This is a genomic window from Streptomyces sp. NPDC008313, assembly GCF_042956125.1.
Taxonomy (GTDB): domain Bacteria; phylum Actinomycetota; class Actinomycetes; order Streptomycetales; family Streptomycetaceae; genus Streptomyces.
Genome location: NZ_JBIBFR010000006.1, coordinates 248805 through 270543, shown reverse-complemented (window position 1 = coordinate 270543; position 21739 = coordinate 248805). Strand labels below are relative to the sequence as shown.

Genomic DNA, 21739 nt, shown 5'->3' with positions numbered 1-21739 from the left:
AATGCACCCCTAACGACTCTTGAATACCACGTACAGGATGATGAGGATCATCAGAATGGAGATCCCGAAAATGATCTGGCTCGTCGTCATGGTGCCGCCCTTTCCATTTCCTACCTATGCAGCGAGTCCGCATGGTTTTTCAGCCGGGCATACGGTGATATGAAGAGAGCAGCCGGCTCCTCCGCATCGTCGTATCCCGCAGCGCGGACGAGTGTGAACTGGAAGCCCTCGGCGTCACCGAATCCGTCGACGACCATCCGCTGCCTTATGTAGCCGACGAGTACGCGATATGCCGGGAGGTTCACCACGTAGTCGAAGCCCTTGTCGAGCGACCGGAGAATTTCGGCGCAGACGTCGAATACGGCCTTTTCCTGGCGCCGGGTGGCGAACCAGACGACCTGGCTCATCTTCCGTCCGGCGATCACGTCTATGTCCCGCCACACGGACGTCTCGCCGCTCTCGTCGAGCGTGCGGTACAGCAGGTGGTGGTCGTGCATCGCGGGAGTCGGTGCGAAGAACCGCCAGTTCGGCAGGAGGGACAGGGTGTCCTTGCGCTGCAAGCGGTTGAACGCGGGATTGGGGTGCTGGGTGGCCACGGTGCACGCCAGCATCACCGCGCCGAGGATGCGGACGGTGCTGCCCGGTCCGGTGAAGAGGTTCTGGGCGCGTCTTCCGGTCCTCATCGGGTCTGCCCCTCCAACGTGTCGGATGCGCTGACGTCCCCGGTCACGGCGTCGAGGAAGCCGACGATCCGGGAGGCCACGTCGGCCGCGTACTCGGCCTTCACCAGCAGCCCCTCGTGGTTCGCGCCCTCCATCACCACCGTCTCGACGCGGCGGCCGTCACCGCGGTGCGCCTGGGCGAGTTCGTGGTGCATCAGCAGCTGTTCGGGGTCGCGGTCAGTGGTCTGCTGGGCGGAGATCATCAGCGCGGGCGCGTCGATGGGGGTGAGGTCCCCGCTGAAGGCGCGGAAGTCCTTCTCGACCGCGAGCCACTCGCGCCGGGCCGCCACCCAGGTGCGCAGGTCGCTGTACTGGGCGAAGGCCCGCAGCCGGTAGTGCTCCGGCAGGGAGTCCAGCCACTCGGGCCGGCTCATCAGGGCCCCCATGCCCAGACGCAGCGACCACACCATCAACGTCAGTGACTCACGCAGCCGCTTCGCCGCCTCACCCTGCTGTTCCGAGCGGTTCAGCTCGGCCGGGTGCGAGGAGTCCAGGTACACGACGCTGTGCAGGCGGCTGCCGATACGCGTCGCGGCACGCCGGCACAGTTCACCCCCGAGGGAGTGCCCGACGAGGACCACCTTGCGGTCGGAAGCGACCGCGCCGTGAACCAGGTCGACCAGGTCGTCGACGGATTCGTTCAGCCGGTAGGGCTCGGTGCTGCGCCTGCTGCTGCCCGCGTATCCGGCCCGGGCGAAGGTGATGACACCGTAACCGGACTTCCGGGCGAGATGTTCGCTGATCCACGAGAAGTACTCGGACGAGGTACCCAGGCCGTTGCAGAAGACCACCACGGGCCGGCCGGGGCTGCCGGGCGCCATCACCTCGTATTGCAGTTCGTTGCCCTGACGGGTCGTCATGGTGAGGGAGGTGGGCCAGCCCTCCCTGGACCGCAGCCTGCGCTGCACGGCCACCACACCGGCCGCCGAGGCGGCCAGCGCCAGCGCGGCACCCGCGACCGCGAGGGCGCGGTCGTCGCGGTCCGCCACCGCCGGGTGGCTCTTGGGCGCGGCCGTGTAGGCGACGGCCGGGTGCATCGCGGTGAACGCGGTGACGAAACGTCCGAGACCCATCGCGAAGCCGTTGGTGACGTGAAAGGCGGCCGCACTCACGACGACGGGGCGTACCAGCCTGCCGCCGCCCAGGTAGGCCACCGGGAAGAGGCATTCGAGCGCGAGCACCCCATGGGCGACCCAGCGGGCGGCCCTCGGATAGGCGCGGGTGAGTTCGAAGGCGCCCTCGTGGCCGTACGTCCTGGTCCGCATCACTCCGCGCAGGGCGCTCGCGTCACGCCAGGAGGGGCCGATGAGCTTGACCCACCCGGACACCAGGTAGGAGGTGTTCGACTGCAGGGCGATGTACCACAGTGCCGCGTCCTTGACCTGGGGACTTGTGGACAGCCTGGCTACGCCGACGGCCGTCTGCACGAGAACGGACACCTGGTCGGAGCCGTCGGTTCCGTAGCGGTGCCTGGGGTAGAGCAGCGCGGTGCTCGCGCCCAGGAAGAGACTGCCGGCACCACGCCACCGGCTGCGGCCCGGCAGCAGCATGCCCGCACTGACCAGGGCACGAGCGGCGTGCACCGCGGTCGTGGTCCGCTCGTCGCTGACCAGATCGAGGAGTTTGCGGGTCAGCGGTGTCGATTTGCTCTGGACGTCCTTGACGACCCGCCAGTCGTTGAGGCCGCCGCTGCGCAACTGATGCCGCTGGGTGAGGTACTCCAGGGAAGAAGTCAGCGTCGTGGCGGCGGCGAGGCGTTCACCGGCGGCGATCGCTCCGCCGCGGGACACCGGCCAGGGTCTGAAGGCAGCCGCAGCAATCCTTCCGGGCAATCTCATGAGATCTCCACTGTCCTTCCGCAGGGGGCCTTCCGTGCTCTCGGACGCCTGGACCTCCGCGTCCTCGCGTCGCCGTGCTGCCGGGCCGGCACCGGTCCCGGCCCGGCAGCACGTGGGTGACCGGCTGAAGACCAGTCGGAACCGGTGTCAGCCGTTGGCGCCGGCGTCGTAGGCGGCGACCAGGGCGCCGCAGACCGCGACGCCGCCCGCGAAGGCCGCGGCGGTCGCCACGACGGTCATGACGGGGTCCTGGTCGGTCATGACCTGGGCCGGCTGCTCGGCGATGGGACGCACGAGCGTCCAATTGACGAACGACTCCACGTTGTTCACAGCTGCTCCTCCTGGCGAATTCTGCATGGGAGTCCGGAACGAGATGTTCCGAACGGGAAGCGTGACGACCGTCAGCCGACGGCCTTGCCGAGCGCGTAGGCACCGACAACGGCGGCGCCTCCCGCCACGGCCGCGGCACCGAGCGCCACGACCGTCATGACGGGGCTCTGGTCGGTCATGACCTGGGCCGGCTGCTCGGCGATGGGACGCACGAGCGTCGAATTGACGAACGACTCCACGTTGTTCATGACTGTCTCCCTCTCGAATTGCTGACAGATTCTTCCGGCAGCGATGCAGGACGCACTCGGAACATCAATACAACCCAGAATGCATGACATCCGGTCACCTTGCGCATACCCGCGCTTCCATGATTTCCGAAGTGGCTCATGGGTAGTGAATCCAACCGAAGTGATATTGTCCGGAGGCTTTCTCCGTGGGGTGCCGGAACTGTTACGGATAAGCCGCCGGGAACATCCTGCCCGCCGCGTCCCGAATATTAGAACTGCTCTTCGTGCGCCGTCTATGCCGTGGATGCGGACTGAGTATTTCCGCTTGTGACGGCGGCCGGAGCGGCGTCATGACATCCGTCACCTCAGGACATGACACGTCTCACTGGGATCCCACTGCACGCATTGAAAGGATCACTGGTATGGATCAGCAGAGTTCGGAAAATGTGATCGACGTCACGGACCTCTGGCGTAGGTACGGGACCGCGGAGCACGGCTTCGACGCCGTGCGAGGCGTCTCCTTCAGCGTCGGCAGGGGTGAACTGTTCGCGCTCCTGGGCACCAACGGGGCCGGCAAGACCTCCACCATCGAACTGCTCGAAGGGCACGCCCGGCCCTCCCGAGGCGACATCCGGCTGTTCGGTGCCTACGAGCCGCTGCGTGACCGCTCCCGCGTCCGTCCGCGCACCGGGGTCATGCTCCAAGAAGGTGGCTTCGCCGCCGATCTCACCGTCGTGGAGACGGTTCGCATGTGGGCGGCCTGCACCACCGACCCGCGCCCGGTCGGTGAGGCGATAGCCCTGACCGGGCTGACGTCCCGCGGCGGCACGCTGGTCAAGAACCTGTCGGGCGGCGAGAAGCGCCGGCTGAACCTGGCCCTGGCGGTGCTCGGTTCGCCCGAGCTTCTCTTCCTGGACGAACCCACGGCCGGCATGGACCCGGAGGGGCGCCGGGAGACCTGGGACCTCATCCGCGAGCTGCAGAGCCAGGACACCACCATCGTGCTGACGACGCACTACCTGGACGAGGCCGAGCGGCTCGCCGACCATCTGGCGATCATGCATCGCGGGCGGATCACCACGTCGGGGACGACAGCCGACATCGTCTCCACCCACCCCTCGTCCCTGTTCTTCGGCCTCCCGGCCGGTGTCACCGGCGCCGACCTGCCGCCGTTGGGCGCCACGAGCATGGAGGAGAGGGAGGGAACCGTTCATCTGACCACCGATGACCTGCAGTTCACCGCGACCCAAGCCCTGATGTGGGCCCGGGAACGAGGGATCGCGCTGGATGGACTGCACGCCCGTTCCGCGTCTTTGGAAGAGGCGTTCTTGCACATCGCCCAGTCCGACACCACCGAGGATGTGCTGACATGAGCCGTACCGCCACGCACCTGGCCGGGCTCGGCCGGGCGGAACTGACCCTCTTCATGCGCAGCAAGGCGAACCTCGTCAGCGCACTTCTCGTGCCGCTGATGCTGGTCTTCACCATGAAGGTGATCCTGGATCAGTTCGACCTCTCCGGCGCCGGTCTCGCCATGGGGCCGGTCATGATCTCCTCGGCAGCGGGCATCATCCTTCTCATGGGGCTGTACGCACCACTGACCGCCATCTATGTCATGCGGCGGGAACAGCTGATCCTGAAGCGGCTGCGGAGCGGTGAGGCCGAGGACTTCACCATCCTGCTGGGCGCCGCGCTGCCGGTGGTGACCGCCGTGCCCCTCCAGTTCCTCATCATCTCGGCCGGCATCACGGTGGTGGCCGGCACCGGGGTGCCCGCCGCACCGTTCCTCGCGGTCACCGGGATCGTGCTCGGCACCGTGTTGATCGCCGCGCTGGCGGCGCTCACCACCGTACTGGCCAGGACCGCGGAAAACGCCCAGATCGCAGTGCTGCCGGGGATGTTCCTCCTGCCGCTGACCTCCGGCACATATGTACCGCTGGAGATCCTGCCGCACGGAGTCCAGGAGGTCTTCCGGTTCCTCCCGCTGACACCGGTGACCGATCTGGTGCGCTCCGGGTGGACCGGTTCCATGTCGCTCACGGACGCCTGCGTGCGTACGCTCACGCTGCTGGCCTGGATCGCGCTCACCGCCTGGGCGGCGCGCCGGCACTTCCGGTGGGAACCACGGACATGAGACACAGCCGGTCTCTTTCTCCCGTCCAGCAGTTCACCCGGGTTTCCCGGGTGGTGCTGTGCTGTGTGCCCTGGCTGCTGATCTTCGTGCTCGGTCGCCCCATCGTCACTCATCTCAGCGTCCCCCACTCCGCCGTTCCCCTGGTCTGGGGCGCCGGTGTCCTCTATCTCGCGCAGGCCGTCACGGCGACGGTCGCCCTGGCGTCACTGCGCAGGCCGCCCATCGCCGTCACCGCGTCGGTGACCCTCATGTGCGCGGGGCAGCTCGTGGCCATCGCCTACGCGGCGGGGCCGGCCGGCTGGCTGCGGCCCGTCGGAGCCGCCTTCACCGGGGCGGTGGCGGTGATTCCGCTCGCCTCGGTGTGGGCCACCGAGCGCTGGCCGGCCTCGTTGGCCTGCGGCGTCGCCGCCGGGGTCGCGTGCGTGACCATCGAGCCGTCCGTATGGAAGATCTCCGTGGTGGCGACGGTAGCGGTCTGGGGCGCGGCCGGGCTCGGCGTGCATTCGTCGCTGTGGTCCCTGGCGGTCATGCGCCGCCTCGACGCCGCTCGGCAGACGGAGAGCCGCCTCGCGGTCGCCGAGGAGCGCCTGAGGATCGCCCGCGACGTACACGACGTACTCGGCCGGAACCTGGCGATCATTGCCTTCAAGAGCGAACTCGGCGCACGACTGACGGAGAGCAACCCCGGCGCCCACGCGGAGTTGACGGAAATTCAGCACATCACGCGCGAGTCGCAGCGGGAGGTGCGCGATGTCGTCCGCGGCTCCCACACCACGGACCTCGCCACCGAACTCGACGGCGCCGCCGCGGTACTGGAGTCCGCCGGCATCGCCTGCCGTGTCCACCACAACACGGTGGACACACATCTCGGCGTGGACAAACATGTGGCCCTGGGCTGGGTCATCCGTGAGGGGGTCACCAACGTGATCCGGCACTCGCGCGCCCGCTCCTGCACCATCCGCATCACAGCGGCCGGTGGCCGGCTGACGATGGTCATCACCAACGACCGCCCCCTCGAAAAGGTCCCCCGCACAGGAGGAACCGGACTTGCCGGGCTCACACACCGCATCGGCGCCCTCGGCGGCACCGTCACGCACGGTGCGGGGCCGAAGGACACCTACCGTCTCACCGCAGTCATCCCCTACTGCAAGGACTGAGTCATTGATCAGAGTTCTGCTCGCCGAAGACGAACACCTCATCCGTGGAGCCCTCGCAGCCCTGCTCTCCTACGAGGAGGACATCGATGTCGTGGCCCAGGCGGGCGACGGCAGAGAGGCGGTGGACCTGGCCCTCGAACACCACCCTGACGTCGCCGTTCTGGATCTGCTCCTGCCCGGTGCGGACGGGATCGCCATCACCGAGGCCCTGTCGTCGAAGCTGCCGCATTGCCGGTGCATCATCGTCACCAGCCACGGGCTGCCCGGCTATCTCAAGCGCGCGCTGGCCGCCGGCGCCGCCGGGTTCTCGTCCAAGACACTGTCCGCCAGCGACCTGGCGGACATCATCCGCACGCTGTACCGGGGAGTCCGCTACATCGAGCCCTCGCTCGCAGCCGAAGCGATCAGCGTCGGGGAATCCCCGCTGACCCGGCGGGAGACGGACCTGTTGTCCCTGGCGGCCGACGGCGCCCCGATAGCCGATATCGCCGAGCGCGCCGTGCTCACGCCGGGTACGGTGCGCAACTACCTGTCCAGTGCCACCAGCAAGCTCGGACTCAGCAACCGCCACGAGGCCGTTCACGAAGCACAGGCACGCGGATGGATCTGAACAGGCCCGCGAGATGGACACGGCATCAGGGGGACGGACGCGGGCCGCCGGGCCTCCCTCCTCACCTTCGGCTGGGCGAGCCGGGCTGCTCAGGCCATGTCCGAACCCCGCAGGAGCAGTTGAGCCACAGCCATGCCCGCCACCACGATCGCCGCCCGGAACGGCCACCGGTTCGAGACGCCCGACGGCGCGGCCGGGCCCGCGACCGCGACGGTCCCGGCCGCCACCGCCAGTACCCAGCCCCAGCCCCCCACCGCTCCGGTCGGACCCATGACCAGCACACCCACGGCCGCCAGCATCAAGGACGGGGCCAGCCACCGGCAGGCTGTGCGGCCCAGCCGCTGCGGCAGCCCGCGCACACCGGTCGCGAGATCGCCCTCGATGTCGGGAAGGACGTTGGCCACGTGCGCCCCCACGCCCAGCAACGCCCCGGCCACCACAGCCCACCAGGCAGGCCAGGACGGTGACGGAAGGCCGAGGGTGATGAAGGCGGGCAGGGAGCCGAAGGCCACGGCGTAGGGCAGCGGCGAGAACGCCGTGCGCTTGAACACCAGATTGTAGGTCCAGCCCGCGGCCACCATGCCCAGATGCGCCATTCCCGCGGTGACGCCGCTCAACAGCGACAGCGGCACGCACAGCCCCAGAGCCGCCCCCGCCGCGACAGCCGCCGCGCGGGGCGAGAGTTCACCGGTGGCCACCGGCTTGTCCGTGCGCCCGCAGACCGTGTCGCGCCGGGCGTCGGCCGCGTCGTTGCACCAGCCCACCGAGAGCTGGCCGGCCAGCACGGCCGCGAACACCGCCGTCGAACCCGCTCCCCCGCGGCCCGCCGCCACGGCCAGCGCGGTCACGAACACGGTCACCGCGACCGCCGGCTCCAGGTGGCAGGAGCGCATCAGCGCCGGGGCACGGTGTGTCGTGCGTGCGAGGGCATCGGAGAGGTGTAGAGACACAAAGGCAAGATAATCGGGCAGAACAGGCAAGGAAGGCACTATCGGCATGCGTGTCCCCGTGACCGTCGACGACACCGACGTCCTGCCCGCCACACGCCGGACAGCCGAACCCCTCACGGGGACCGTGGTCGCGGCCGTCCGCACCGCGCTGCCGCCGCACCGCTACGCGCAGGAGGATCTCACCGAGCCGATCGGCGATCTGTGCCTGACTCCGGGCGCCGACCGCAGCCCACTGCGCCGGCTGCACGCGTCCGCCGGTGTACGTACCCGCCATCTCGCCCTGCCGATCGCACGGTACGCCGCTCTCGGCGACTTCGGACAGACCAACGACGCCTGGATGGCGGTCGGGCTCGATCTGGGTGAGGAAGCCCTCACCGGCGCGCTGCAGGAGGCGGGGCTCGAACCCTCCGACGTCGATCTGCTGGTGTGCACGTCCATCACCGGTATCGGCGCCCCGTCGCTCGATGCCCGGCTGGCCGGACGCGTGGGACTGCGGCCGGACGTCAAACGACTGCCCGTGTTCGGCCTGGGCTGCGTCGCGGGCGCGGCCGGTCTCGCCCGGCTGCACGACTACCTGCGCGGCCACCCCGGTGAGACCGCCGTACTGCTGGCCGTCGAGCTGTGTTCGCTGACGCTCCAGCAGCGCGACGACTCCCAGGCCAACCTTGTCGCCGGTGCCCTGTTCGGTGACGGTGCGGCAGCGGTCGTCGCCCGTGGTGGCTGCACGGCCGGACCTGACGTCACCGGGCCCGTGGTCGTCGCCACGCGCAGCCACCTCTACCCGGAGACCGAACGGCTTCTCGGCTGGAACATCGGCGCCACCGGGTTCCGCGTGGTGATCGGCGCCGGCATCCCCGGCATCGTACGGAAGCACTTCGGTCGCCACCTGCGCGCGTTCCTGGCCGACCACGGTCTCACCACCGATGACATCGGCACCTGGGTGTGCCACCCGGGAGGCCCCAAGGTGCTCTCCGCCGTCACCGACACCCTCGGTCTGCCGTCGAGTGCGCTGGACACCACACGACGCTCACTCGCGGCCGTGGGAAACATGTCCTCCGTCTCCGTACTGCACATCCTGCAGAGCACCCGGGAATCCGTGCGACCCGAGCCCGGCAGCTGGGGCCTGCTCATGGCGATGGGCCCCGGGTTCTGCTCCGAACTCGTCCTGCTGCGCTGGTAGAAGGCCTCATGACCTGGTACGCACTCCTGCTCCTGGCCGTCGCCGCCGAACGTGTCGCCGAACTCGCCGTCGCCCGACGCAACGCGTCCTGGACCCTCGCCCGTGCCGGTGTGGAGCACGGCCGCGGTCACTACCCGGTCATGGTCGCCCTGCACACAGGCATGCTCATGTGCTGCTTCCTCGAACCCGTGCTCACTCGCCGGCCGTTCCTTCCCGCCCTGGGGTGGCCCATGCTGGGCCTCGCGGTACTGGCCCAGGCCCTGCGCTGGTGGTGCATCACGACGCTCGGCCCCTACTGGAACACCCGCGTCATCGTCGTCCCCGGGGCACGCCTGGTCGGCGCCGGGCCCTACCGGTTCCTGCGCCATCCCAACTATGTGGCCGTCGTCGTCGAGATCGCGGCTCTGCCGCTGGTGCACACCGCATGGCTCACCGCGACGGCGTTCACGGGGGCCAACGCCATCCTGCTGGCCGTCCGTGTCCGGTGCGAGAACACAGCCCTCGCCCAAGCGGCGCCCGCATGAGCGGCGTCCATGACCTGCTGGTCGCCGGAGGCGGTCCCGCCGGCCTGGCGACCGCGCTGTACGGCGTACGCGCCGGTCTCGACGTCGTCGTGGCGGAGCCGCGCCGGGCACCGGTCGACAAGGCGTGCGGCGAGGGCCTGATGCCCGGCGCCGTCCGGGCCCTGGCCGCGCTCGGACTGGCGGTCCCCGGACACCCGATCACGGGCATCCGCTATGTTCAGGGACCCCGCCAGGCGCAGGCGACGTTCCGCGACGGCTCCGGCCTCGGCGCACGCCGCACCGACCTGCACGGCGTGCTGCACCAGGCCGTCGCCGACGCGGGAGTGCCCGTACTGCCCCTGCGGGTACGAGAAGTCGAGCAGGAGGCCACGGGCGTGACCGTGCCGGGTACGGGTCTGCGCGCCCGCTGGCTGGTCGCCGCGGACGGCCTGCACTCACCGCTGCGCCGTTCACTCGGCCTGGAGGTGAGAACCCGCTGGGCCCCCCGCTACGGGCTGCGCCGGCACTACGCGGTGCCTCCCTGGTCGTCCTGCGTCGAGGTGCACTGGGGGCCGCAGGCGGAGGCGTACGTCACGCCGCTCGGCCCCGCGCTCGTCGGCGTCGCCCTGCTCACGGCCGTACGGGCCCCCTTCGACACGCAGCTGGCGAGCTTTCCCCGGCTGGCTGCCCGTCTCCCCCTGGAAGCGGCCGCCACCGCCGTACGCGGCGCGGGACCACTGCGCCAGCGGGCTCGCACCCGCCGCCACGGGCGGGTGCTGCTCGTCGGCGACGCCGCCGGATACATCGACGCACTGACCGGCGAGGGGCTCACCCTCGCGCTCAGCGGCGCTGCGGCCCTGGTCGACAACGTGCGCCGCGGGACACCGGGCCGCTACGAGGCCGACTGGAACCGCGCGACGCGTCGCCACCGGCTCCTGACGGAACTGCTGGTCAGAGCCCGTCAGTGGCCCACGCTCGCCCCCCGCATCGTGCCCACGGCCGAGCGCTTGCCCCGCCTCTTCGCAGCAGGGGTGAACGCGCTGGCATGAGGCCCCCGTTTCCATGTCCCCGGTACCTGGCCCGAGTGGTGGGCACATCCGGCACCGGCCTCGGTCGGCGGCCCGGGGTCGTGGGTGATCCGGCTGATGGACGCGGTCCGGCCGGGAGGCGGGCCGCGTCCGAGGGGCCTCGGCCGACCGGTCAGACGAAGTTCACGTCACTGCACAGGAAGTAGGTCTGGTCCATGTGCGACGCCTGCCAGATCGTGTAGACCACGTGGCGGCCGCTGTAACCGGACGTGGTCACCGGGATCGAGTAGTCCTGGCTGGGCGCGTACGTGCCGGTGCGGGTGACCAGCTGCAGATCGTTCCAGGTCAGCGGCTGGGTGGTGGGGTCGAAACCCTGCCGGGTGACGTAGACGAGGAAGTAGTCCGCTCCGTGGCTGGCCTGGTCGTGCAGCTGGACGGTGAAGTTGGCCGCGATGTTCGTCGCCTTCCACGCGCCGACAGCGTCGAGCGCGTTGTAGCGGCCGCTTTCGGTGTGGCCGCCGCTGCACAGTTGCCCGTTGGGGATCACGGCCGGGAAATCGCCGGCCGAGCCGTTGCGGTACAGGCCGTTCCAGTTCCACATGGCGTTGGGGTTGGCCTGCCACGCCTGCCAGCACATGGGATCCTGCTGGGCCATCGCCGGGTTCTGGAAGTCGCTGCCCCAGCGGAGCCAGCAGCCGTAGTTGCGCGAGGCGGGGTCGACGACCGAGCCGTGGGCGGAGTTGCCGGTTGCGGCACGGCACACCCCCGGGCCCGAATCCGGCCTGCGGTGGGCCGTCGGAGGCGTCGGCCTCGACGCCGACGTCCATCGCTGTTCGAGAAGGATTACCTTGGCGTCGAACGCCCAAAAATCTGTACTCGCCGGAGTAGACATTGTGCCGGGAGACAGCTAACGTTTCTTTCGTAGTCGAGATCGAGAGGGGCCCGGCAGACACGAACTGCCGGGCAGCAGTCCCGCAGTTGCAGTGAGCAGGACGGTGCGGTGGTGGAGCTTCGAAGCCAGGAGTGTTTGCAGGACGGCGACGAGGCTGGCGGCCGCACCGGGTGGCCCGAGGTGATCAGGGGCCGCCAATCGCAGGACCGCGGTCGACGCGGTGGCAGTACCAGCAAGTGAGGTCGCAGTACCCAGCAGCGAAGTCAGTGAGAAGTACCCCTGGTAAAGGCGTCGGCTGCGGACGCGCGTACCGGGAAGTTCGGCAGCGGGGTTCCAGCCGGAGCAATCGCAGGACGGGCGACGAGGCCGGCTGCCGAGGAGTGGCGCTGCCACAGGCCACTGAGCGGTTCGCATCACCAGCAGTTCGCAGTACCCGCTTGTCAGTAAGTGATCACCGAGGAAGAACGGAGGAGCCGAACGCCATCAGGATCGCCCGGGCGGACGACGTGAGCCCGGGTACCGCAGGACATCGATAGTGAGGTGGTCTCCGGTCAAGCAACCGCGATCCCCGCGCCCCCGACAGCATCCCGGTCGGGTCCGCGGAAACAGGAAGCCGACGCATTGCCAGGGTCGGCAGATGGTGTAGCAGTTCCTTCGGGGCCCTGGTGCCGTACTGGCACCAGGGCCCCTCGACATGATTGACAGAGAGGTGCAAGTGACCGCAGACGACTCGTACAGCCGTCTTGAAGACGATGACTATCCCGCATACACCATGGGCCGGGCCGCCGAAATGATCGGCACCACACAAGGCTTCCTCCGCGCCATCGGAGACGCCCGCCTCATCACCCCGCTCCGGTCCGAGGGCGGCCACCGCCGCTACTCCCGCTACCAGTTGCGCATCGCCGCCCGCGCCCGGGAACTCGTCGACCAAGGCACCCCCATCGAGGCCGCCTGCCGCATCATCATCCTCGAAGACCAACTCGAAGAAGCCCAGCGCATCAACGCCCAGTACCGCCACGCCGCCGCCCAGCACACGACCGGCACCACACCCGCCGTCCACGGCGAAGCGGCGATACCTCTCTCCCCCGCCCACGGCACGAAATGACACGCTGATCACCATCGCGGGCACGTCTCTCCAGGCAACTCCCTTGCGCAGGACGTACCGAATGCCCCCAGTGCTACTCGATCGGGAACGCGCACTCGTCCGGGGAGTCAGACGCCGGGAGGCGTGAGGTGCGGGCCTGCCGCGCGGCGGTGCGCAGCGCTGTGACGACAGCCGTGGTCGTCGGGTTCGCGGTCTCGGTGAGACGCGTCGCGGCGAACAGCAGGCGCAGGATCGGCCGGTCCTCGATGGGCGCCGTGCGGATTCCGGGTGTGGCCGGGTCGATGGCCGTTCGGGGGACGAGTGCGGTGGCGAGGCCGGCCCGTGCGAGGGAGAGCTGGGCGGCGATGTCGGCGGTGATGTAGCGCGCCGTGGGTGTGAAGCCGGCCTGGTGGCAGGCGTGCGGGATGGCCTGTCCGCAGTCCGTGGTCGGCGGTGGCACGGCGAGGCTGCGCGTGGCCAGTTCCCGCAGGGCGACGGGCCGCACCTCGCCTTGGCCGGCCGCGGTGACGACGAGGAGCGGATCGTCGAGCAGCGGCGAGATCTCGATGCCCCGGGGCGCGGCGTCGGGCAGGTCGTGATACCGCTGTCCCAGCACCACATCGACGGTGCCGAGCGTGAGTTCCCGCAGTTGCGCCCGGTCGGTGACGAGACAGGTCACGGTGAGGTGCGGGTGGTGTGAGCCCAGTGCGGTCAGCGCGGGGGCCACTATCTCGGCGACGGTCGAGGGCAACGCGGCGAGAGTGGCGGTGGCGCCGACCACGCCCTTGACCGCCGCGACGGCGCTCTCGGCCTCCTGCACGGCGGCGAGGATCCGGTCGGCGTGTTCGAGGAGTACCCGGCCCGCCTCCGTCAGTGTCACGGTTCGCCCGTCGGGGCGCAGCAGATCGACCCCCACGTCGCGGCGCAGCGCGGACAGTTGCTGGGAGACGGCACCGGCGGACAGTGCCAGTGACTGGGCGGCCGCCGTGATGGAGCCACGGGCGGCGACGGTCCTGAGCATGTGCAGACGGCGGATATCCAGCATGACTCGACAGATTATCTAAAGGGTCGCATCAGAAAGCCTCCCCTTGACCTATGGAGAGTGGTGAGCGAGCTTCAGCGCATGGAAATCCTCGACTGCATCTCCGCAGTTGCCCGGCCCATCCACGATTTCGGTGACGAGTTCATGTCCGACAAGGCGACCGCCGCCGTCGGCCTGCGTGCCGGGTTTCTTCCAGGGCGCGGCTTCTACTGCCGCGGACGGTTCGGGGTGCTCGGCGAGGCACCGGCCTCGGTGATCCAAGCGGTGCAGGGCTTCCTCGGGCCTCGTCTGGTCACCACGGGCTGGCTCGCGGGACGGGACGTGATGCCGGCCGAGGAAGCCGCTGCCTGCTATGCGCAGGCCGTCCGGACGTGGGGGCGCGCCCACATCCCCGCCGGCGTCGACGTGGAGCACTTCAACCGCCTGGCACAGCAGCTGATCGACGCCGCCGACGCCGACGCGCTGCCTCTGTTCGCCGGCTGGCGTGAACAGCCCTGCCCCGACGACGACTCGGTCGGCGCTGCCATGCAGCGCATCCACGTACTGCGGGAACACCGTGGCGCCTGCCACTTGGCGGCGGTGCGCCTGTGCGGACTGAGCGCCCGAGAGGCCATGGTCATCAACCTGGGCGCCACCCGGGCAACCCACTACGGCTGGCAAGAGCCACAGCCCGTTCCCGCACCCCTGATTCCCCGATGGCAGCGTGCCGAGCGACTCACCGATGAGCTGCAGGCGCCGCTCTACGCCGCACTCACCGATCGGCGACGTTCCGAATTCGCCCAGCTCGTCGACGCGTTGACCGCCTCCGTGACCCCGTGATCGACGTCGAGAACGCCCGGCGCGTGTCTTGCCTGGTGGAATGGTGTGCGCCGGCGCGCCGGGGCGCGGCACGATCGCGACCATGCTGATCGCTCATGAGGGTTGTTCGCCTACGGTCCACCCCACGGCCTATGTCGCTCCGACCGCCACGCTGTGCGGGGACGTGCACGTGGGGGCCGGGTGCCGGGTGCTGTTCGGTGCGGTGCTCACCGCCGAGGGCGGGCCGGTGGAGCTGGGCGAGGGCAGCATCGTGATGGAGAACGCGGTCCTGCGTGGCACCCGCCGGGATCCGCTGATCTTGGGACGGCAGGTCCTGGTCGGCCCCACCTCCTACCTGACCGGCTGCCGGGTCGAGGACGAGGTCTTCCTTGCCACCGGCAGCCGCGTCTTCAACGGAGCACGGATCGGAACCCGCTCCGAGGTGCGGATCAACGGCATCGTGCATGTGCGCACCGTGCTCCCCGCCGACTCGACGGTGCCGATCGGCTGGGTCGCCGTCGGCGACCCGGTGCGCATCCTCCCGCCGGAGGACCATGACGGGATCTGGGCGGTGCAGAAGAACCTGGACTTCCCCGGCTATGTCTTCGGCCTGGACCGCCCAGCCGACGGCGAGAGCCTGATGCCGGCCATCTCCGAGCGCTTCGGCCGCAGCCTCGGCCGCCACGACGACGACCGACAGATCTGAGCCCCACCGGCCTGTGACACCCCGGGCGGCTGCGGAAACATCATCGGGGAATTGGAGGGGCAGTGAGGGCAGGGCTCGCGGCAAGCCCCCGGGCGGGGCACGTCGAGGACCGGGCCGGGATCAGCGTCATCAGGGTGAGGGGCATTCCTGTCGAGGTCGGTCCGCGGGTGGGGGCTGCCGTCCGAAGAGGGCCAGCAGCCGGTCGGTGGGACGGTCGGGGCGGGGTGGCGGAAGGGGAGCGGCGAACAGGCCGGTGCGGTCGACGCCGTCGACGACCAGCGGGGCGAAGGCGAGGAGCGCCTCCACCAGCGTCGGCGGCAGGGAGCCGCGGCACCCGGTGGACTGGTTCACGTCCCAGGCGTGCAGGGTCAGTTCGTAGCTTCCCAGGAGAGCTCCCCAGCGCACCCGGGCCGTCTCGCGGGGCAGACCCGCGACAGCGGTCCGCAGTCGGCTCAGCTCGTGCCGTGCCCGCGCGCAGCCGGGCTCCGGCGGCCGGCCAGGGGGCAAGCCGGTCAGTATTTCGCGGGTCGAGGCTGTGGAGTCGGTGATGTGACGCACCAGCGTGGAGAGGTTCCAGCGGGTGCAGGGGGTGGGCGCCTGAGGGTCGGTGAGCGCGGCGCGGTGAAGGCTCATCCATGCCGCCTTGGAGGCCTGGTCCAGCAGGTTCAGCGGGTCCAGCCGGTGCGGCAGGCGAGGAGGGCTCATGCCGCCGCTCCCGACAGCGTGCGCGGGACGCCGAAGTGGGGAAACAGCTCGGGGTGCAGGAAGACCACGACTCGGGATATCAGACCACCCCGGGTCTCCAGCACCTCGATCGCGTGCGCGCGGAACGCTCCGTCGGGACCCTGCGTATAGGTGGCCGCGGCCGGGGCGCCGTTGGCCCACAGGGGCAGAGCACGCACGGGCTGTCGGAAGACGCGGCGCGTCCAGTGGTCGCGGACCGCGTCGCGGCCTCGGAACCAGGTGGCGATGGGCGGCATCTCGTAGGTCACGCCGTCGCGGAGCAGTTCGGCCAGGCGCTGGGTGTCGGCGGACTCGAAGGCGGCCAGATAGCGGCGCAGTAGCTCCTCGTCCGGTGCGGGATCCGCGGAGATCTCGTCCTCGTCGGGCGGGTCGTCGGCCAGCGCGGCCCGGGCACGCTGCAGCAGGCTGCGGCACGCGTTGACGGAGATGCCGAGGAACTCCGCGCTCTCGGCGATCCGGAAGCCGACCACGTCGACGAGAAGCAGCACGGCCCGCTGTCTGGCCGGCAGCCGCTGGAAGGCGGCCACCAGGGCCAGCCGGGTACCGGAGCGCAGAACCGCGATCGCCGCGGGGTCCTGCGCCTGGCGCACCGGCCCGGGGGTCGGCAGCGGGGTGAGCCAGGAGACCTCGTCCGCATGTACGAGATCCGTGTGCCCGTCGTCAGTCGCCGTGCCGAGGCCGGAGGGGAGGACCCTGCGGTGGGTGCTGGTGAGTGCGGACAGGCAGGCGTTGGTGGCGATCCGGTACAGCCAGGTACGCAGGGAGGAGCGCCCGTCGAAGCGGTCGTATCCGCGCCAGCCGCGGAGCAGCGTCTCCTGGACCAGATCCTCGGCGTCGTGCACCGAGCCGAGCATCCGGTAGCAGTGCGCGAGCAGTTCCTGCCGGTAGGAGGAGGCGAGGGCGGTGAAGTCGTCAGCGGGCACCGGCTTCCTCCCCCACGGGTCCCTCGGCCGCGCTGCCCGGCGAGGCGACCGACGTCGCGGTCCGGTGCCGCCCCGGGGCGAGCAGCCCGCACGCCGAGCCGGCGAAGGCCAGGGCTGCGGCGACGATGACGGCCGCGGAGAAACCGTCGGCGAAGGCGCCCGGAGACTGTTCACCACCGGCCGCGCCGAAGACCGCTGCCATGACCGCGATACCGAGAGCCCCGCCGAGTTGGCGCACGGTGTTGAAGGTGCCCGCCGCCTTGCCCATCAGGGCTGGGGATACCGCGGTCATGACGGCCGTCTGCTGGGCCGGCATGGCCATCGACGTGCCGACACCGGACAGGACGAGAGCGGCCACGGAGTCGGTGTAGCCCTGATGCTGGTGGGCGTTGACGCCGACCCACAGCAGTCCCGCCCCCTGGAGGAACAGCCCGGCGCAGATCAGAGCGCGCGGTCCGATCCGGTCCTGCATGCGGCCGGCTACCGGGGCGACGAAGAACAGGGTCGCCGTCCACGGCAGGAACCTCAGCCCGGCGTCCAACGGCGAGTATCCGAGGGCGATCTGAAGGTACTGGGCCAGGAAGAAGACGGTGCCGAAGAGCGAGGCTGTCAGCAGCAGCGTCGACAGGTTGCCCCCGGCGAAGGCCGGCTGCCGCAGCAGGCGGGTCGGCAGCATGGGGTGAGCGGCGGTTGCCTGCCGTGCGGCGAAGGCTGCCAGCGTCACGGCTCCGGCGGCCAGGGCGCCCAGCACCTCCGCGCTTCCCCAGCCCGCGGTGCCGGACCGCACCAGGGCCCACACCAGGGCGAACATCGAGGCCGCGGCGAGCACGATGCCGGCGAGGTCGGGAGCGGCCGACCGTCCCGTGTGCTCGGTGAGTACGAAGTGAGCGACGGGCACGACGACGGCGATGACCGGCACGTTGATCCAGAAGATCCACTGCCAGGCGAGTCCCTGGGCCACCGCCCCGCCGACCAGCGGGCCGCCGACGACGGCGAGCCCTGTGACGGCCGCGTAGATGCCCATGACGGCGCCCCGCTTGCGAACGGGGGTGGCTTCGGTGAGCAGGGCAAGCGCGGCCGGCGACAGCAGAGCGGCCGCGGCGCCCTGCACCGCGCGAGCGGCGACGAGGACACCCGTCGACGGGGCAAGGGCGCAGGCCGCCGAGGCCAGGGCGAACAGCACCAGGCCCGACAGGTATGCGCGCTTGCGTCCGATTCGGTCGCCGAATTCGGCTGCCGGGATGAGCAGTGCGGCGAAGCCGAGACCGAACGCGTAGACGGTCCACTCCAGGTCGGCCATGGAGGCGCCCAGGTCACGCCGGATGGTGTTCAGGGCGGTGGCGACGACGAGTTGGTCGAGGGCGACGATCAGTCCGGCTACCGCGGTCAGCGCCAGTACCCAGCGCAGCGCGGGCGGCCTGCCGGTGGCGGCGGATTCAGTCATGAGGGTGTCCTTACGGTCGTGTTGTCACCGGTACTGACTCGACGGCCGCGCCGAATGCATCGCTCGGGAGCGGCGCACGTTCGGACTGCCGGCACCGATGCATCGCGGGCCGGGCTGAAGTCCAACAGGTATGGACTCGATCGATGACAGCCCCAGGCGGCTTCTGCTGACCGCCCTCGTGTCCCTCAACGGAGTCGTCGGGGAGCCGCTGACCTGGGCCGGACCGTACTTCGGGCCCCGCAGCGCGGCGCATTCCCTGAAGGTTCTGCAGCGATGCGGTGCGATGCTGATGGGTCGCCGGACCTACGAGGTCTTCTCCCGCCAGTGGCCGGCCGCGTCCGGCCCCTATGCCGAGCACATCAACGCGATGAGCAAGTACGTGTTCTCCTCCACTCTCGAGGAGGCGGAATGGACGAACACGACCGTGATCTCGAAGCCTCCCGCCGAAGCCGTGGCCGAACTCAAGCGGGCCGAGGGCCGGGACCTGATCGTCTACGGGCACGGGCAGTTCGGGCAGACCCTCTGCGACGCCGGCCTCGTCGACGAGCTGAGCCTGACCGTCGTCCCCGTCTTCACGGAGGGCACCCCCTTCTACCGGCCCGGCTCCCATGCCCGGGCATGGGAGCTGGTCAGCGCCGGTCCAGGAAGGGATCCCGGGCTCGTATCGCTGACGTACCGCCCGGTGCGCCCGGAGTGATGCCGGGGAACCGGGCGCGACCGCCACGAGTGCGACGCGCTGCCGAAGGCGCGGTGGTGTCGGGGTGCAACGCCCCTCTGGCGGTACGCGGGCCGCGATCGGCCGGATGCCGGGCTCAGCTCTCCCCGGGCAGCGGGTTCTCCTTGACGAAGCGGCGGAGTTCCGCGGTGAGGCCGACCGGGTTGTCGAACTGGACGAGGGTGCGGGCGTCGGGTATCTCCACGTAGCGGGCGTTCGGCAGCAGTTCCGCGAGACGGCGCCCCGTGGCGGGCGGCATCATGCGGTCCTCGGCACCCCAGGCGACCAGCGCGGGCCGGCTGAAGGAAGGCAGGTTCGCGGCGGCCTTCAGATAGCAGTCCGGGTCCGCGCTGCGGCAGAACTTGGCGAAGTCGCGCCGGATGTCGCGGTTGCTCAGCAGCGGGCCGTACCAGCGGGCGATCAGCTCATTCGGGAGCCGCTTCTTCGCCATCCCGCCGAGTGACGTCCGCATCCGAGCCAGGGCCGGGAAGCGGAAGGACTGGAGGAGGAGGAAGAGGCCGCCGGGAATCCTGCCGGCCCGGTGGAGGGTTCTTCCCTGGATGCCCGGCGGGTAGTTGTCCAGGGCCTCGCAGGAGGTGAGGACGAGTCGGGCGATGCGATGGTCTCGTACGCCGACGAGGAGTTGAGCCGTTCCGGTGTCGTTCTGGACGAGGGTGACGTCGTGGAGGTCCAGGCGGTCCATGAACTCGGCCAGAATCGCGGCGATGCCGTGCGCGGACAGGTCGGCGTCCGGTCGCATCGGCCGCCGGTGGCTGCCGATCGGCAGGACGGGCACCAGCACACGGAAGTCGGGCCGGAGACCGGAGACGACCTCGCTCCACACCGACTCGTCGAAGCCGAGGCCATGGGCCAGGAGCACGACGGGGCCGTCACCGCTCGTGTCCTCGTAGTCGATCGTCCCCGCGCTCAGCTCGATCTCGGGCATGGCATTGCCTCCGGCTCGGTCGCACACTTCTGGATAGATCGTTCTAGTGAGAGAATAGCGTGCCCTCTGACACTGACAACGGCTGCCACCCAGGGATTCACTGTGAGCGACAACAAGGACACCGGCGCACGAGACACCAAGCAGCGCATCGTCACCGCCGGCACCGAGCTTTTCCGGCGCAGGGGCTACGCCGGGACGGGCATGAAGCAGATCGCCGAGGCCGCCGGCGCGCCGTTCGGGTCGATCTATCACTTCTTCCCCGGGGGCAAGGCGCAACTGGGCGAGGAGGTGATCCGCACCTCGGGAGCCGTCTATCTCGGCCTTGTGGCCGAACTCCTGGATCCGCACGAGGACAGGGCCGCCGCCACCGGCGACTTCTTCACCGCGGCGGCGGGCACCCTGAGCGACCTCGACTTCGCCGACCCCTGCCCGATCGCCACCGTCGCACTGGAGGTGGCCAGCACCAACGAGCAGCTGCGGCTGGCCACTTCGGAGATCTTCGACAGCTGGATCGACGGCCTCGCTGCCTACTACGCGGCAGGCGGCATCCCAGAGCCGGCCGCGCGTGAGACGGCGAGCTCAGTGATCGCACTGCTCGAGGGTGCTTTCATGCTCGGCCGTGCCGCGCGCAGCACCGCTCCGGTCCTCGCGGCGGGCAGAGCGGCCGCGGCGATCGTACGCGCGGTGCTGGCCGACGAGTGACTGCCGCTCCCGCCTGACGAGGTCACTACGGTGCTCGAGAAGCCGCGGGCGGATGGGCTTGAGTCTCCCATAGGGGGAGACGCCAAGGTGGGGGCATGGAAGGCGAAACGCTCTACTCGATCGGCGAACTGTCACGGCGGACCGGTCTGACGGTCAAGACCATCCGGTTCTACTCCGATCGCGGGATCGTGGCGCCCACGGACCGCAGCCCAGCCGGCTACCGCCTCTACACCATCGACGCCGTCGCGCGCCTGGACCTTGTACGAACCCTGCGGAGCCTGGGGCTGGACCTGCCCACGATCCACAAGGTCGTGGACCGGGAGCTCTCGCTTCCCGGGGTCGCTGCCACGCACGCCGAGGCCCTGGCCGTCCAGATCCGCGTCCTGCGGCTGCGTCATGCGGTGCTGACTGCGGTAGCCGAGCGCGGGCTCACCGCTGAGGAGACGGATCTCATGCACAGGCTGGCGCAGCTTTCCGAGGACGAACGCCGACACCTGATCGGGGGCTTTCTCGACGCGGCCTTCAGCGGTCTCGGCGCCGCCTCCGCGTTCGCGGGCATCAGGCGCTCGATGACGCCCGAAGCACCTGACAACGCCGACGCCGAGCAGATCCGGGCCTGGGTCGAGTGGGCCGAGCTGGCGCTGGACCCGGATTTCCGCGCCGGTCTGCGGCGGATGGCCGAGGACCTCGCGGCCGAACAGGCGCAGGCCGGCACCGGCCTGCGCCGCGACCTCGGTGCAGTCGTCCACGACCAGGCCGGCCCCGCCGTGAGGGCGGGCATCGACCCGGCCTCGGACCAGGCCGATCCGATCGTTGCGGCACTCACGGCTCACCACGCCCAAGCCCTCGGCCGCCCCGCCGACGCCGAGCTGCGCCGACTGCTGCTGGCCCGGCTGGAGAGGGTGAGCGACCCACGCCGGGACCGGCACCTGCAGCTGCTCGCGGTGATCAACGGCTGGCCCGCCCCGCAGAGTCTGGCACCGGCACTCAACTGGTCCGTCCAGGCCGTCCGCGTGCGAACGGGGCGGTAGTGGACCGGGATCGTCGGCGTGAGGGCGGGACCT

Annotated in this window: 24 protein-coding genes; 13 read left to right on the top strand and 11 right to left on the bottom strand. The window is 70.1% G+C overall.

Features of this window, described 5'->3' with window-relative positions; translation table 11 throughout:
• Positions 1-110 precede the first annotated feature (110 nt).
• The 4 genes from ACFY93_RS11045 to ACFY93_RS11030 all read right to left on the bottom strand — a co-directional run bounded on the left by ACFY93_RS11045 (position 111) and on the right by ACFY93_RS11030 (position 3138).
• Positions 111-683 (bottom strand): hypothetical protein, encoded by a 573-nt coding sequence (locus tag ACFY93_RS11045; RefSeq protein ID WP_391356100.1) that lies wholly within the window; start codon positions 681-683, stop codon positions 111-113.
• Entirely contained in the window at positions 680-2512 is a 1833-nt protein-coding gene (locus tag ACFY93_RS11040; RefSeq protein ID WP_391356098.1) for an alpha/beta fold hydrolase, read from the bottom strand. The genes ACFY93_RS11045 and ACFY93_RS11040 overlap by 4 nt, the downstream gene beginning before the upstream one ends.
• 195 nt (positions 2513-2707) lie before the next feature.
• Complete coding sequence (locus ACFY93_RS11035) at positions 2708-2890, bottom strand: hypothetical protein (RefSeq protein WP_391356095.1); 183 nt, start codon at positions 2888-2890, stop codon at positions 2708-2710.
• Between the two features lie 71 nt (positions 2891-2961).
• On the bottom strand, positions 2962-3138 hold the full coding sequence (locus ACFY93_RS11030) for a hypothetical protein (RefSeq protein ID WP_391356093.1): 177 nt from the start codon (positions 3136-3138) through the stop codon (positions 2962-2964).
• A gap of 401 nt (positions 3139-3539) precedes the next feature.
• Between ACFY93_RS11030 and ACFY93_RS11025 the strand changes: the two genes are divergently transcribed.
• The 4 genes from ACFY93_RS11025 to ACFY93_RS11010 are packed head-to-tail and all read left to right on the top strand — an operon-like array spanning position 3540 to position 7018.
• Positions 3540-4490: an ATP-binding cassette domain-containing protein gene (locus ACFY93_RS11025; protein WP_391356090.1), complete on the top strand. Its 951-nt coding sequence runs from the start codon at positions 3540-3542 to the stop codon at positions 4488-4490.
• Positions 4487-5251, top strand: a complete 765-nt coding sequence (locus ACFY93_RS11020) for an ABC transporter permease (protein ID WP_391356087.1) — start codon at positions 4487-4489, stop codon at positions 5249-5251. The genes ACFY93_RS11025 and ACFY93_RS11020 overlap by 4 nt, the downstream gene beginning before the upstream one ends.
• Positions 5248-6408 carry a histidine kinase gene (locus ACFY93_RS11015; protein ID WP_391356084.1) on the top strand — a complete coding sequence of 387 codons (1161 nt, stop codon included), beginning with the start codon at positions 5248-5250 and terminating at the stop codon, positions 6406-6408. The genes ACFY93_RS11020 and ACFY93_RS11015 overlap by 4 nt, the downstream gene beginning before the upstream one ends.
• Positions 6409-6415: 7 nt before the next feature.
• On the top strand, positions 6416-7018 hold the full coding sequence (locus ACFY93_RS11010) for a response regulator (protein WP_391356246.1): 603 nt from the start codon (positions 6416-6418) through the stop codon (positions 7016-7018).
• An 89-nt stretch (positions 7019-7107) separates the two neighbouring features.
• On the opposite strand, the gene ACFY93_RS11005 is transcribed toward ACFY93_RS11010, so the two are convergent.
• Positions 7108-7968 (bottom strand): UbiA family prenyltransferase, encoded by an 861-nt coding sequence (locus ACFY93_RS11005; protein ID WP_391356081.1) that lies wholly within the window; start codon positions 7966-7968, stop codon positions 7108-7110.
• A gap of 46 nt (positions 7969-8014) precedes the next feature.
• Here ACFY93_RS11005 and ACFY93_RS11000 point away from each other — a divergent pair, with 46 nt between their 5' ends.
• Genes ACFY93_RS11000 through ACFY93_RS10990 form a run of 3 tightly spaced genes read left to right on the top strand, consistent with a single transcriptional unit; the run spans position 8015 to position 10700 of the window.
• Complete coding sequence (locus tag ACFY93_RS11000; RefSeq protein ID WP_391356078.1) at positions 8015-9148, top strand: 3-oxoacyl-[acyl-carrier-protein] synthase III C-terminal domain-containing protein; 1134 nt, start codon at positions 8015-8017, stop codon at positions 9146-9148.
• 8 nt (positions 9149-9156) lie between these two features.
• Positions 9157-9672, top strand: coding sequence for an isoprenylcysteine carboxylmethyltransferase family protein (locus tag ACFY93_RS10995; RefSeq protein ID WP_391356075.1), 516 nt, complete (start codon positions 9157-9159; stop codon positions 9670-9672).
• Complete coding sequence (locus ACFY93_RS10990) at positions 9669-10700, top strand: FAD-dependent monooxygenase (RefSeq protein ID WP_391356073.1); 1032 nt, start codon at positions 9669-9671, stop codon at positions 10698-10700. The genes ACFY93_RS10995 and ACFY93_RS10990 overlap by 4 nt, the downstream gene beginning before the upstream one ends.
• A gap of 151 nt (positions 10701-10851) precedes the next feature.
• Here the strand turns inward: ACFY93_RS10990 and ACFY93_RS10985 are convergent, their stop codons facing one another.
• On the bottom strand, positions 10852-11442 hold the full coding sequence (locus ACFY93_RS10985; RefSeq protein WP_391356070.1) for a lytic polysaccharide monooxygenase: 591 nt from the start codon (positions 11440-11442) through the stop codon (positions 10852-10854).
• Positions 11443-12286: 844 nt separating this feature from the next.
• Between ACFY93_RS10985 and ACFY93_RS10980 the strand changes: the two genes are divergently transcribed.
• Positions 12287-12676, top strand: coding sequence for a MerR family transcriptional regulator (locus ACFY93_RS10980; RefSeq protein WP_391356068.1), 390 nt, complete (start codon positions 12287-12289; stop codon positions 12674-12676).
• Positions 12677-12749: 73 nt separating this feature from the next.
• Here the strand turns inward: ACFY93_RS10980 and ACFY93_RS10975 are convergent, their stop codons facing one another.
• Positions 12750-13700: a LysR substrate-binding domain-containing protein gene (locus ACFY93_RS10975; protein ID WP_391356065.1), complete on the bottom strand. Its 951-nt coding sequence runs from the start codon at positions 13698-13700 to the stop codon at positions 12750-12752.
• A gap of 60 nt (positions 13701-13760) precedes the next feature.
• On the opposite strand from ACFY93_RS10975, the gene ACFY93_RS10970 reads away from it, so the two are divergent.
• Positions 13761-14516 carry a hypothetical protein gene (locus tag ACFY93_RS10970; protein ID WP_391356062.1) on the top strand — a complete coding sequence of 252 codons (756 nt, stop codon included), beginning with the start codon at positions 13761-13763 and terminating at the stop codon, positions 14514-14516.
• An 82-nt stretch (positions 14517-14598) separates the two neighbouring features.
• The gene (locus ACFY93_RS10965) at positions 14599-15201 is read left to right on the top strand and encodes a gamma carbonic anhydrase family protein (protein WP_391356060.1); all 603 of its coding nucleotides are present in this window, start codon (positions 14599-14601) and stop codon (positions 15199-15201) included.
• 129 nt (positions 15202-15330) lie between these two features.
• On the opposite strand, the gene ACFY93_RS10960 is transcribed toward ACFY93_RS10965, so the two are convergent.
• From ACFY93_RS10960 to ACFY93_RS10950, 3 genes are read right to left on the bottom strand one after another with little or no spacing between them, the layout of a single operon-like run.
• Complete coding sequence (locus ACFY93_RS10960; protein WP_391356057.1) at positions 15331-15906, bottom strand: hypothetical protein; 576 nt, start codon at positions 15904-15906, stop codon at positions 15331-15333.
• Entirely contained in the window at positions 15903-16868 is a 966-nt protein-coding gene (locus ACFY93_RS10955) for an RNA polymerase subunit sigma-70 (protein WP_391356054.1), read from the bottom strand. The genes ACFY93_RS10960 and ACFY93_RS10955 overlap by 4 nt, the downstream gene beginning before the upstream one ends.
• On the bottom strand, positions 16858-18312 hold the full coding sequence (locus ACFY93_RS10950) for a DHA2 family efflux MFS transporter permease subunit (RefSeq protein ID WP_391356051.1): 1455 nt from the start codon (positions 18310-18312) through the stop codon (positions 16858-16860). Before ACFY93_RS10950 ends, ACFY93_RS10955 begins: the two co-directional genes overlap by 11 nt.
• 130 nt (positions 18313-18442) lie before the next feature.
• Between ACFY93_RS10950 and ACFY93_RS10945 the strand changes: the two genes are divergently transcribed.
• The gene (locus ACFY93_RS10945; protein ID WP_391356048.1) at positions 18443-19009 is read left to right on the top strand and encodes a dihydrofolate reductase family protein; all 567 of its coding nucleotides are present in this window, start codon (positions 18443-18445) and stop codon (positions 19007-19009) included.
• Between the two features lie 115 nt (positions 19010-19124).
• Here ACFY93_RS10945 and ACFY93_RS10940 read toward each other — a convergent pair whose 3' ends face one another.
• Positions 19125-19973: an alpha/beta fold hydrolase gene (locus tag ACFY93_RS10940; protein WP_391356045.1), complete on the bottom strand. Its 849-nt coding sequence runs from the start codon at positions 19971-19973 to the stop codon at positions 19125-19127.
• A 102-nt stretch (positions 19974-20075) separates the two neighbouring features.
• Between ACFY93_RS10940 and ACFY93_RS10935 the strand changes: the two genes are divergently transcribed.
• Together ACFY93_RS10935 and ACFY93_RS10930 are read left to right on the top strand one after the other, a co-directional pair.
• A complete protein-coding gene (locus ACFY93_RS10935; RefSeq protein ID WP_391356042.1) occupies positions 20076-20675 on the top strand; it encodes a TetR family transcriptional regulator in 600 nt (199 codons plus the stop codon).
• Positions 20676-20770: 95 nt separating this feature from the next.
• Positions 20771-21706: a MerR family transcriptional regulator gene (locus ACFY93_RS10930; protein WP_391356039.1), complete on the top strand. Its 936-nt coding sequence runs from the start codon at positions 20771-20773 to the stop codon at positions 21704-21706.
• The last annotated feature ends 33 nt before the right edge of the window (positions 21707-21739 follow it).